At 69.7% G+C, this 10,749-nt stretch carries 10 protein-coding genes and 2 pseudogenes; 6 read left to right on the forward strand and 6 right to left on the reverse strand.

Features of this window, described 5'->3' with window-relative positions; genetic code table 11:
• Both HMPREF0591_RS21720 and HMPREF0591_RS21725 read right to left on the reverse strand, forming a co-directional pair.
• Positions 1-711 (reverse strand): annotated as a pseudogene (locus HMPREF0591_RS21720) (peptidoglycan hydrolase RipC); the annotation flags it as partial.
• A 182-nt stretch (positions 712-893) separates the two neighbouring features.
• Positions 894-1,148, reverse strand: coding sequence for a hypothetical protein (locus tag HMPREF0591_RS21725; RefSeq protein ID WP_007170813.1), 255 nt, complete (start codon positions 1,146-1,148; stop codon positions 894-896).
• A gap of 166 nt (positions 1,149-1,314) precedes the next feature.
• Between HMPREF0591_RS21725 and HMPREF0591_RS21730 the strand changes: the two are divergent.
• A pseudogene (locus tag HMPREF0591_RS21730) lies at positions 1,315-3,168 on the forward strand (DEDD exonuclease domain-containing protein); the annotation flags it as partial.
• Here HMPREF0591_RS21730 and trpD read toward each other — a convergent pair.
• A complete protein-coding gene (gene trpD / locus HMPREF0591_RS34070; RefSeq protein ID WP_083802051.1) occupies positions 3,106-4,203 on the reverse strand; it encodes an anthranilate phosphoribosyltransferase in 1,098 nt (365 codons plus the stop codon). The pseudogene HMPREF0591_RS21730 and the gene trpD sit on opposite strands and share 63 nt — an antisense overlap.
• Positions 4,204-4,341: 138 nt before the next feature.
• Between trpD and ctaE the strand changes: the two genes are divergently transcribed.
• From ctaE to qcrB, 4 genes are read left to right on the forward strand one after another with little or no spacing between them, the layout of a single operon-like run.
• Positions 4,342-4,953, forward strand: coding sequence for an aa3-type cytochrome oxidase subunit III (gene ctaE / locus HMPREF0591_RS21735; protein ID WP_040623608.1), 612 nt, complete (start codon positions 4,342-4,344; stop codon positions 4,951-4,953).
• Positions 4,954-4,993: 40 nt separating this feature from the next.
• Positions 4,994-5,863, forward strand: a complete 870-nt coding sequence (qcrC, locus tag HMPREF0591_RS21740) for a cytochrome bc1 complex diheme cytochrome c subunit (protein ID WP_425270231.1) — start codon at positions 4,994-4,996, stop codon at positions 5,861-5,863.
• Positions 5,860-7,062 carry a cytochrome bc1 complex Rieske iron-sulfur subunit gene (gene qcrA / locus HMPREF0591_RS21745; RefSeq protein WP_007170818.1) on the forward strand — a complete coding sequence of 401 codons (1,203 nt, stop codon included), beginning with the start codon at positions 5,860-5,862 and terminating at the stop codon, positions 7,060-7,062. The genes qcrC and qcrA overlap by 4 nt, the downstream gene beginning before the upstream one ends.
• Positions 7,059-8,768: a cytochrome bc1 complex cytochrome b subunit gene (gene qcrB / locus HMPREF0591_RS21750; protein WP_007170819.1), complete on the forward strand. Its 1,710-nt coding sequence runs from the start codon at positions 7,059-7,061 to the stop codon at positions 8,766-8,768. Before qcrA ends, qcrB begins: the two co-directional genes overlap by 4 nt.
• Here qcrB and HMPREF0591_RS21755 read toward each other — a convergent pair.
• A complete protein-coding gene (locus tag HMPREF0591_RS21755) occupies positions 8,765-9,226 on the reverse strand; it encodes a DUF5994 family protein (RefSeq protein ID WP_007170820.1) in 462 nt (153 codons plus the stop codon). The two genes, qcrB and HMPREF0591_RS21755, sit on opposite strands and share 4 nt — an antisense overlap.
• A 335-nt stretch (positions 9,227-9,561) precedes the next feature.
• Between HMPREF0591_RS21755 and HMPREF0591_RS21760 the strand changes: the two genes are divergently transcribed.
• Entirely contained in the window at positions 9,562-9,795 is a 234-nt protein-coding gene (locus HMPREF0591_RS21760; protein WP_007170821.1) for a hypothetical protein, read from the forward strand.
• A 16-nt stretch (positions 9,796-9,811) separates the two neighbouring features.
• Here HMPREF0591_RS21760 and HMPREF0591_RS21765 read toward each other — a convergent pair whose 3' ends face one another.
• On the reverse strand, positions 9,812-10,459 hold the full coding sequence (locus HMPREF0591_RS21765) for a DUF2561 family protein (protein ID WP_007170822.1): 648 nt from the start codon (positions 10,457-10,459) through the stop codon (positions 9,812-9,814).
• Positions 10,459-10,749, reverse strand: a 291-nt coding sequence (locus HMPREF0591_RS21770; protein WP_007170823.1) for an MmpS family transport accessory protein, incomplete at its 5' end; no start/stop codon positions are given. The genes HMPREF0591_RS21765 and HMPREF0591_RS21770, both read right to left, overlap by 1 nt.

Genomic DNA, 10,749 nt, shown 5'->3' on the forward strand with positions numbered 1-10,749 from the left:
CGCGGCCTCCGGCGCGGGCGCGCCGGGTACGGGGAGACCGGCCGGGACCGGACCGGGTTCGGCGAGCGCGGTGCGCTGCTGGGGGGACAGGGAAACGTACTGCGACTTGACGACCGCGATCTGCACCTGCAGCTGGCTTTGCTTGGACTGCAAGCTCGCTCGCACCGCGGCGGCCTGCTCGGCGGCGCTCTTCGCGTCGGCGGCGGACTTGGCGGCTTCCCGTTCGGCCTTGGCGGCCTGCGCGCCGGCGGCCCGGAAGTTCGCCATCTGGTCGGCCATCTGCGTCGCCATCTGCCGCTGCATGGCCAGCTTGTCGATCAGCCCTTGCGGCGAACCCGCGGTCAGCATGGCCGTCATGCCGTCGACGCGGCCACCCATGTAGGTCGCGGCGGCGAGCTTGTTGACGGCGCCCTGGTAGGACGCCAGGCGGGCCTTGGCCGCGTCGACGGCGGCCTGGGCGTCGTCGTGCTTTTTGTCCGCGGCGCGCTGGGCCTTCAACTTGTCGTTGAGGTCGAGCTGCGCGCTGTGCATCGCCTCGGTGGTCTGCTCGGCCTGGCGGGACAGCTGGTTGAGCTTCGCCAGCGCGTCATCGGCCGGGTCGGCAGAGACGTGCGCGGCAAGGACGCCGGATAACACCGTGAAGCCCGCTAGCGTCCCGATGGCAGATCGTGTGAGGACACGCGCAAACGGGTATCTAGAGTCAAGCCTCAAGATTTTGCTTCCTTAAACGGCCATCGACGAGCCATGCGCCGTCGAGCTGGTTTAGGTCTCAAACAGGTTACGAAACGATATCGACGTTTGTCCAAAGCGAGCGGTTAAGAAATTGGAAAGATTTCTGTCATTATCGTGTGAACGACGTCGACCCCCTCGTAAACCTTTGGCACGCAAGCGTCTTAGGCCACGCCAGAATCACGCTCGCGGCGGATGGGCACCAGCCGCAATCGCGGCGCCAGGCCGACATCGGCAAGCACCGCCAACGCAGCGCACTCGTCCTCCAACAAAGTTTCCGGGACCCCGAGTAACACGCTGACGACGCAATCGCGGCACCCGGGTCCGCGGACCGCGCAGTCGTCACAGTCGATCACCACCGGCGCCCCCGCGTCCGGCGTCAGCGCGCCGGTGCTGTCGGGCCCACTGCTTCGTGCCATCAGGTCGGTCCTCTCGGTCAGGCAATGCGAACGTCAGGTCGGACTCCCCGAACGGTATCCCCAGCCACCGACAACCCGGCCGCGCGGCGTTTTCGCTGGCACGCGGCCGGGCCCGTTCGGCGTGGGACCCGCCCGGGTGTCGGTGGCGGGGCTTAACGTCGCGGCCATGGGTGCCGGTGGCGCGACTCAGCTCAGCTTCGCCGAGTTGGGATCATCCTTCGCCGCCGCCGCTGACGACGGCGTCTCGCTGCGCGACACCACCTTCGTGGTGGTGGACCTGGAGACCACCGGCGGGCGCACGAAAGCCACCGGCGGGAACGCGCCCGACGCCATCACCGAGATCGGGGCCGTCAAGGTCCGCGGCGGCGTCGTGCTGGGCGAGTTCGCCACGCTGGTCGACCCGGAGCGCAGCATCCCGCCGCAGATCGTGCGGCTGACCGGCATTACCACCGCGATGGTGTCCGACGCTCCGAGGATCGACGCGGTGTTGCCGATGTTCCTGGAGTTCGCCGGTGACGCGGTGCTGGTCGCCCACAACGCCGGGTTCGACATCGGGTTCCTGCGCGCCGCGGCGGCGCGCTGCGATATCGCCTGGCCGCGACCGAAGGTCCTGTGCACCGTGCGACTGGCCCGCCGGGTGCTCAGCCGCGAGGAGGCCCCCAGCGTGCGGCTGGGCGCCCTGGCGCGGTTGTTCGCGGTCGCCGCCCAGCCCACCCACCGCGCCCTCGACGACGCCCGCGCCACCGTCGAGGTGCTGCACGCGCTCATCGAGCGGGTGGGTAACCAGGGCGTACACACCTACGCCGACCTGCGCTCCTACCTGCCGGACGTCACCCCGACCCAGCGGCGCAAGCGGGTCCTTGCCGAGGGCCTGCCCCGCCGGCCGGGTGTCTACCTGTTTCGCGGACCGTCGGGCGAGGTGCTCTACGTCGGCACCGCCGTCGACCTGCGCCGCCGGGTCGGCCAGTACTTCACCGGCGCCGACCCGCGCGGCCGGATGAAGGAGATGGTCAACCTGGCCACCGCCGTCGACCACGTTGAGTGCGCCCACGCGCTGGAGGCCGGCGTCCGCGAGTTGCGGCTGCTGGCCGCGCACGCCCCGCCCTACAACCGCCGGTCGAGGTTCCCGCACCGTTGGTGGTGGGTGGCGCTCACCGACGAGGCGTTCCCACGGCTCGCGGTCGTGCGAGCGCCCCGCCACGACCGCGCCGTCGGGCCGTTCCGGTCCCGCGCCGACGCCGCCGACACCGCCGCCCTGCTGGCCCGCTTCACCGGCCTGCGGACCTGCACGGCCCGGCTGGGACGCACGGTCCTGCACGGACCGGCCTGCGCCGAGGCGGAGGTGTCGCCCTGCCCCGCGGCGCGCAATATCACCGCGACGCAATACGCCGCGGCCGTGGCGCGGGTGGCCGCGCTGATCGACGGGATGGACAACGCCGCGCTGTCGGCCGCCGTCGATCAGGTCACCGCGCTCGCCGAACGACGCCGTTTCGAGAACGCCGCCCGCCTGCGCGACCGCACCGCCACCGCGGTGGAGATTCTCTGGCGCGGTCAGCGGTTGCGCACCCTGGCCACGCTGCCCGAGCTGATCGCCGCCGCGCCCGACGGGGAGGGCGGCTACCACCTCGCCGTGGTCCGGCACGGCCAGCTCGCCGCGTCCGGCTCCGCGAGGCGCGGCGTGCCCCCGATGCCGGTGGTCGACGCGATTGTGGCTGGGGCGCAAGCGATTCTGCCGACGGCGGCGCCCCTGGGCGGAGCGCTGGTGGAGGAATCCGCCCTGATCGCCCGCTGGCTGGCCGGCCCGGGGGTGCGCATCGTCCGCGTCGACGACTCCCCCGACGCCGCGGGCTGGGCTTCGCCGCTGCGCTCGGCCGGCCCGTGGGCGCAGTGGGCGGCCACGGCGCGGTCGGCGCGGCTGGCCTACGAGCAGATCGCGGCGCAAGCGGCCCAACACGATTCACACCTGCTGGCTGAACCGCACCCATCGCGCGAGCAGCTGTTCGGCGGCGCCGGAATCGATCGCCGCGCCGGCGCGCCGCAGCCCGTCCTCCCACGCCGGCAGCCATTCAGCGCGGCTGGATAGCCCGGCGTGGGCGACGATCGCCCCGGCGGCATTGAGCACGACGGCGTCCCGGACCGGGCCCGTGGCGCCGCCCAGCACCGCCCGCACCTCCGCCGCGTTGGCCACCGCGTCCCCACCCAGCAGATCGTCGAGATCGGCTCGGGCAAAACCGAATCCGGCGGGGTCGAAGGTCAGCTTGTCCACCGTTCCGGCCTGCACCCGCCAGATCGTGCTGGTGGTGGTCGTGGTCAACTCGTCGAGCCCGTCGTCGCCGTGCACCACCAGCACGCTGGACCGGCGCGCGGCGAACACCCCGGCCATCACCTCGGCCAGGTTGGCGAACGCGCAGCCGATCAGACCGGCCCGCGGTCTGGCCGGATTGGTAAGCGGCCCAAGGAGATTGAAGACCGTCGGGACGCCGATCTCGCGGCGCGCCGCGGACGCGTGCCGGTAGGACGGGTGAAACAGCGGCGCGAAGCAGAACCCGATGCCCACCTCGGCCAGGCTCTGCGCGACCCGGTCGGGTTCGAGGTCGATGCGCACGCCGAGCGCCTCGAGCGTGTCGGCACCGCCGGACAGCGACGACGCCGCGCGGTTGCCGTGCTTGACCACCGGCACGCCCGCGGCCGCGACCACGATCGCCGCCATGGTGGACAGGTTGACGGTGTTGACGCCGTCGCCGCCGGTCCCGACGATGTCGACGGCGTCGTCGCGGATGGCGGGCATGGGGCGCGCGTGGCTGAGCATGACCTCGGCCAGCTCGCTGACCTCGGCCGACGTGGGGACCTTCATCTTCATCGCCACGGCGAAGGAGGCCACCTGGGCCGGGCTCGCTTCGCCGGCCATGATCTGGTCCATGGCCCAGGCCGCCTGGCCGCGCAGCAGGTCCTGGCCGTCCATCAGCCGGGCCAGGATCCGCGGCCACGACGGCGCCGCCGGCGTCGCGCCCGCGCCGCCACCGCCGGGGGCGGAAGCCTCAGATGACAGAGCCACGCGCCGATGGTCCCACGGCGGCGGCACCTCCCCCAACCGGCGCGGAAGGCCCCCCGCTCACGGCGCGGCCGCGACGCGAAAACATCAAATGCCGCCCCGGGTGGAGTTGAACAACTACAAAGCGTCATACTTGCGGATGTGACCAGCGCTGTAGGGACCTCAGGTACTGCAATCACGTCGCGGGTTCATTCGTTGAATCGACCCAACATGGTCAGTGTCGGCACCATCGTTTGGCTCTCCAGCGAGCTGATGTTCTTTGCTGGCCTGTTCGCGATGTACTTCACCGCGCGTGCCCAGTCGGGCGGCAAGTGGCCGCCGCCGCCGACCGAATTGAACCTCTATCAGGCCGTGCCGGTGACGCTCGTGCTGATCGCGTCGTCGTTCACCTGCCAGATGGGTGTGTTCGCGGCCGAACGCGGCGACGTCTTCGGGCTCCGCCGCTGGTACGTGATCACGTTCCTGATGGGCCTGTTCTTCGTTTGCGGGCAGGGCTACGAGTACTACCACCTGGCGACGCACGGCACCACCATCCCCGGCAGCGCCTACGGCAGCGTGTTCTACCTGGCGACCGGGTTCCACGGGCTGCACGTCACCGGTGGTCTGATCGCCTTCATCTTCCTGCTGGCCCGCACCGGGATGAGCAAGTTCACCCCGGCGCAGGCCACCGCGAGCATCGTCGTCTCCTATTACTGGCATTTCGTCGACATCGTGTGGATCGCGCTGTTCACCGTGATCTATTTCATCCGATGAGCCGGCGGCTCCGAATAAAGGAATGAACAGGAGTACTCGGTTGGAGAAACTGGGGTCCATGCGAAACCGGAAGCCGCGACAAGGGCAGGCGCGAAAAGCCGCGAGCGATCGCTCACGACGGCGGCTGCGCCGCCGCCTGTCGGGCGGCTTGCTGCTGCTGATCGCGCTGACCATCGCCGGCGGGCTGGCCGCCGTGCTGACGCCGCGCCCGCAGGTGGCCGTCGCCGACGAGTCGTCCTCGGCGCTACTGCGGACCGGCAAGCAGCTGTTCGACACGTCGTGCGTGTCGTGCCACGGCGCCAACCTGCAGGGCGTGGCCGACCGCGGGCCGAGCCTCATCGGCGTCGGCGAGGAGGCGGTCTACTTCCAGGTGTCGACCGGCCGGATGCCCGCGATGACGGGCGAGGCCCAGGCGCCGCGCAAGGAGCCGATCTTCGACGAGGCGCAGGTCGACGCCCTGGGCGCGTACGTGCAGGCCAACGGCGGCGGCCCGACCACGGTGCGCAACCCGGACGGCAGCCTGGCGATGAAGTCGCTGCGCGGCGACGACCTCGGCCGCGGTGGTGACCTGTTCCGGCTGAACTGCTCCTCCTGCCACAACTTCACCGGCAAGGGCGGGGCGCTGTCGTCGGGCAAGTACGCGCCGAACCTCGAGCCGGCCAACGAGCAGCAGATCCTGGCGGCGATGCGGACCGGCCCGCAGAACATGCCGAAGTTCTCCGACCGCCAGCTGTCCTTCGAAGCGAAGAAGGACATCATCGGCTACATCAAGGCGGTCACCGAAGAGCGCCAGCCCGGCGGGTACGGCCTCGGCGGATTCGGGCCCGCACCCGAGGGCATGGCCGCGTGGATCATCGGGATGGTCGCCGCCATCGGTTTGGCACTGTGGATTGGGGCACGATCATCATGAGCGAGAACGACTTTCGCGGCTCTGACACCGACAAGGGCGGCGCGTCGAACGAACCGGACGAGGCCGCCCTGGCCGCCATGTCGCAGCAGGAGCTGGTCGCGCTGGGCGGCAAGCTCGACGGCGTCGAGACCATCGTCAAGGAACCCCGTTGGCCCGTCGAGGGCACCAAGGCCGAGAAGCGCGCCGAGCGGGGGGTCGCCCTGTGGCTGTTGCTCGGCGGCGGTTTCGGCCTGGCACTGCTGCTGATCTTCCTGTTCTGGCCGTGGGAGTACAAGCCGAAGGCCGCGCCCGGCAGCCTGCTGTACGACCTGACCACTCCCCTGTACGGGCTGACCTTCGGCATGTCGATCCTGTCGATCGCCGTCGGCACCATCCTGTACCAGAAAAGGTTCATCCCGGAAGAGATTTCGATCCAGGAGCGGCACGACGGCGCCTCCCGGGAGATCGACCGCAAGACGGTCGTGGCCAACCTGACCGACGCCCTGGACGGCTCGACCGTCCGGCGACGCAAGGTGATCGGGATGTCGCTGGGCCTGGGCCTGGGCGCGTTCGGCCTGTCGACATTGGTGGCGTTCGCCGGTGGGCTGATCAAGAACCCGTGGAAACCGGTGGTGCCCACCGCCAACGGGAAGAAGGCGGTGCTGTGGACGTCCGGTTGGACGCCCCGCTACGCCGGCGAGACCATCTTCCTCGCCCGGGCCACCGGCTCCGCCGGCGCGTCGCCGTTCATCAAGATGCGCCCGGAGGATCTCGACGCCGGCGGCATGGAGACCGTCTTTCCCTGGCGCGAGTCCGACGGTGACGGCACCACCCCGGAGTCGCAGGAAAAGCTCCGCGCCATCAACCAGGGCGTCCGCAACCCCGTGATGCTCATCCGGGTCCGGCCGTCCGACATGCCGCGGGTGGTCAAACGCCAGGGCCAGGAGAGCTTCAACTTCGGCGAGTTGTTCGCCTACACGAAGGTCTGCTCCCACCTGGGTTGCCCCGCCTCGCTGTACGAGGAGCAGTCCTACCGGATCTTGTGCCCCTGTCACCAGTCGCAGTTCGACGCCTTGCATTTCGCCAAGCCGATCTTCGGCCCGGCGGCCCGCGCGCTGGCGCAGCTGCCCATCACGATCGACACCAACGGGTATCTGGTCGCCAACGGTGACTTCATCGAGCCCGTCGGACCGGCATTCTGGGAGAGGACGACATCATGAGTCCCAAACTGAGTCCCCCGAAACCGCCCAAGATCGGTGAGGTCTTGGCCCGTCAGGGCGAAGACATCGACACCCGCTATCACCCCTCGGCGGCGGTGCGCCGGCAGCTGAACAAGGTCTTCCCGACCCACTGGTCGTTCCTGCTGGGCGAGATCGCGATGTACAGCTTCATCGTGCTGCTGCTCACCGGCGTGTACCTGACGCTGTTCTTCGACCCGTCCATGGCCGAGATCACCTACAACGGCGCCTACCAGCCGCTGCGCGGTGTGGACATGTCCAAGGCGTTCGCCTCGACCCTCGACATCTCGTTCGAGGTGCGCGGCGGCCTGTTCGTGCGTCAGGTACACCACTGGGCCGCACTGATTTTCGCCGCGGCGATCATGGTGCACCTGGCCCGCATCTTCTTCACCGGCGCGTTCCGCCGGCCCCGCGAGGCCAACTGGGTCATCGGTTCGCTGTTGCTGATCCTGGCGATGTTCGAGGGCTACTTCGGCTACTCGCTGCCCGACGACCTGCTCTCGGGCATCGGGCTGCGGGCGGCGCTCTCCTCGATCACGCTGGGCATGCCGGTGATCGGCACCTGGCTGCACTGGGCGCTGTTCGGTGGTGACTTCCCGTGCGGCGGTGTGGGTAACGAGTGCGCCACGGTGGGCACCATCATCCCGCGCATGTACGCCCTGCACATCCTGCTGCTTCCCGGGATCATCCTGGCGCTGATCGGTCTGCACCTGGCGATGGTGTGGTTCCAGAAGCACACCCAGTTCCCGGGGCCGGGCCGCACCGAGCACAACGTCGTCGGTGTGCGCGTCATGCCGATCTTCGCCGTCAAGTCCGGCGCGTTCTTCGCCGCGATCGTCGGCGTGCTCGGTCTGATGGGTGGGCTGTTGCAGATCAACCCGATCTGGAACCTGGGCCCCTACAAGCCATCTCACGTCTCGGCCGGCTCGCAGCCCGACTTCTACATGATGTGGACGGAAGGCCTGGCGCGTATCTGGCCGCCGTGGGAGTTCTACTTCTGGCACCACACCGTCCCCGCCCCCGTCTGGGTGGCGCTGCTGATGGGGCTCATCTTCGTCCTGTTGATCATCTACCCCTTCCTGGAGAAGCGGTTCAGCGGCGACTACGCGCACCACAACCTGTTGCAACGGCCGCGGGATGCGCCGGTGCGCACCGCGATCGGCGCGATGGCGATCGCGTTCTACATGGTGCTGACGCTGAGCGCGATGAACGACATCATCGCGTTGAAGTTCCAGATCTCGCTGAACGCGACGACGTGGATCGGGCGGATCGGGATGGTCGTCCTGCCGCCGATCGTCTACTTCGCCGCCTACCGATGGTGCATCGCGCTGCAGCGCAGCGACCGTGAGGTGCTCGCACACGGGATCGAGACCGGGATCATCAAGCGGCTGCCGCACGGCGCCTACATCGAGCTGCATCAGCCGCTCGGCCCCGTCGACGACCACGGTCACCCGATTCCGCTCGAGTACCAGGGCACGGCGCTGCCCAAGCGGATGAACAAGCTGGGCTCGGCGGGTTCACCGGGCAGCGGCAGCTTCCTGTTCGCCGACCCGGCGTCGGAGGACGCGGCGCTACGCGAGGCCGCGCACAGCTCCGAGCAACGCGCCCTCACCGCGCTGCGCGAGCATCAGGAAAGCATCGTCGGTTCGTCGAACGGCAAGAACGGCGAGAACGGCGAGCACCACTAGCCTCGCACCGGTTCGGTGCCGGCGGTGGCGCACTGTTGCAGGGCGGCCCGCAGGATGGAGCCGGCGGTCAGGAAGGCCGGCTTCATCTGGTCGCCAGCTTCGACGGGCAGGTTGGCCGCGCAGCGCAGCACCATCAGCGCCAGCGCGCTGTTGGTCGCGTACGGGATGACCAGCAGGTTGATGCGCGAGTCGTCCCCGACGAACGTCATCACGTGCTGCCGCTTGCGTTCCCAGCCCGACCAGTTCAGGTCGGGCGGCCGCTGCAGCGGCGGCCAGTTGACGTTGATCGCGCTGATGCCGCCCAGCAACGGGGTCAGGACGGCGACCAGCTCGGGCAGTTCGTTGGTGATGCGGTCCGCGCGCGGCCACCACGCGCCGTCGATGGCGCGGCCGAGTTCGCGGGCCACCGACAGCCGGACGGGGTTGGCTCGGCGCCGGCGCTCGAACACTTCGATCATCGAAGGACCTGGCTGAGGAGGCCGGGCAGATTCGCGACGACCACTGGCGGATCCCTTCACGTCGGCGTCGTTCGCCCCGGCGAGCGCGGGGCGGACGGAGGAATCGCATTGCCCGTGGGTGCCATCCGCTCGATCGCGCACAACACCGCTGACAACGAAACGGCTCGCTCTCGACGCTACGCCAGCGGTGCGCGCACGGCGCGGCCAGGGTGACCGGGCGACCGCTCCCGATGGCCAACGACCTGCCCCGGCCCCGCCGGTGCACTACAGTGGCGAGGGCCTGACCGTGGCGCTGTCCTGGTGAGCGGGGGGCCGACACGGTGAGGACGGGCGTAATGGCGACACAGGACTGGGGCGACGCACCAGGGATCCATCCTTCGAAGATCCGCGTCGGCGACATCATCGGCACGGTGCGTCCCACGCCGCAGCGTTACACCGTCAAGATGATCAGCGGGCCGCAGAGCACCCCCCGGCGCTGGACCTTCTTCGGGCGCGACGCCAACGGCACGCAGCACACCAGCACCTTCGGCGAGGACGAGTTGGTGCGCAGGTACGGCAAGGCGTCGTAGCGCGCCTGCTGCGCGGCTATGCCGCCTCGGCGGCCCGGCGCAGCTGGCGAACGTGCAGCCACTCGATCGCCGGCATCCCGGCGGTGATGACCGCGGCGACCACGTAGGCGGTCCAGGACGGCCCGTCGTGGCCCACGGCCATCAGATAGGTGGCCGTCGCGACCGCGATCAGCGCCGCGCCCATCGCGGTCACCAGGAGCACGGTGCCGCGCAGCCAGACCCGATCGACCGCCTCGCCCGACCACTCGGCGTCGGTCTCGGCAGCCGGCGCCTGCACCCTGGGTTGCCGCGCCCGTTCCGCCGCGGTCCGCGGTGCCGGCGACATCAGCCGCACCGGGGGGCGGTTCGGCGCGGTCATCCCCCGCGCGGACGGCTCGGTCTGCGCCATCCGGCGGGCCCGCAGCAGCATCGGGATCGCCCCGGCGATGATCAGCGCGGACACGATGATCACCGCGTACAACACCCACGAGGTGCTATGGGAGCTGCTGGCCGCCTTATGAAAGCCGCGCCCCAGGTCGGCCAGCGCGACGGCCGCGGCCACGCTCACCCCCAGCAACACGAGCCACACGGCGGCGCACGCCCCGATCAGGATGCGGTCGACCACGTCGGGCGAAATGGTGTCGTCCCCCGCCACGCGGCGGTACGCCGAATATCTGCTGACCATCAGCAGCTCGTCTGCGGGGCGTCGTTGGTGTTCGACGAGAGGACCGTGCCGTCGCTGGTGGTGATCGAGCAGTTGAGCCGGCTGACCCGGAAGAGGCTGGACGCCTCGACGGAGCCCACGTCGGACTGTGAGATCGGCGTGACGGTCATCGACCACGGGATGTACACGTTGTGCTGGGTGCGCCGCCGCCCGGACGCATCGACGTAGGTCACCGAGATGATGTCGCCCGGCGCCTTGGTCCCGGTCACCGAATAGGTCACCTGACGCGGCCCGGTCGGTGTCGTGGTCGG

Source organism: Mycobacterium parascrofulaceum ATCC BAA-614, assembly GCF_000164135.1.
Classification (GTDB): domain Bacteria; phylum Actinomycetota; class Actinomycetes; order Mycobacteriales; family Mycobacteriaceae; genus Mycobacterium; species Mycobacterium parascrofulaceum.

What these genes read in the sequence shown, in the direction of transcription:
- HMPREF0591_RS21725 (WP_007170813.1), bottom strand. Translation starts at nt 1,148, where the DNA reads ATGGCACGAAGCAGTGGGCCCGACAGCACCGGCGCGCTGACGCCGGAC.
- qcrA (WP_007170818.1), top strand. Translation starts at nt 5,860, where the DNA reads ATGAGCGAGAACGACTTTCGCGGCTCTGACACCGACAAGGGCGGCGCG.
- qcrB (WP_007170819.1), top strand. Translation starts at nt 7,059, where the DNA reads ATGAGTCCCAAACTGAGTCCCCCGAAACCGCCCAAGATCGGTGAGGTC.
- HMPREF0591_RS21755 (WP_007170820.1), bottom strand. Translation starts at nt 9,226, where the DNA reads ATGATCGAAGTGTTCGAGCGCCGGCGCCGAGCCAACCCCGTCCGGCTG.
- HMPREF0591_RS21760 (WP_007170821.1), top strand. Translation starts at nt 9,562, where the DNA reads ATGGCGACACAGGACTGGGGCGACGCACCAGGGATCCATCCTTCGAAG.
- HMPREF0591_RS21765 (WP_007170822.1), bottom strand. Translation starts at nt 10,459, where the DNA reads ATGGTCAGCAGATATTCGGCGTACCGCCGCGTGGCGGGGGACGACACC.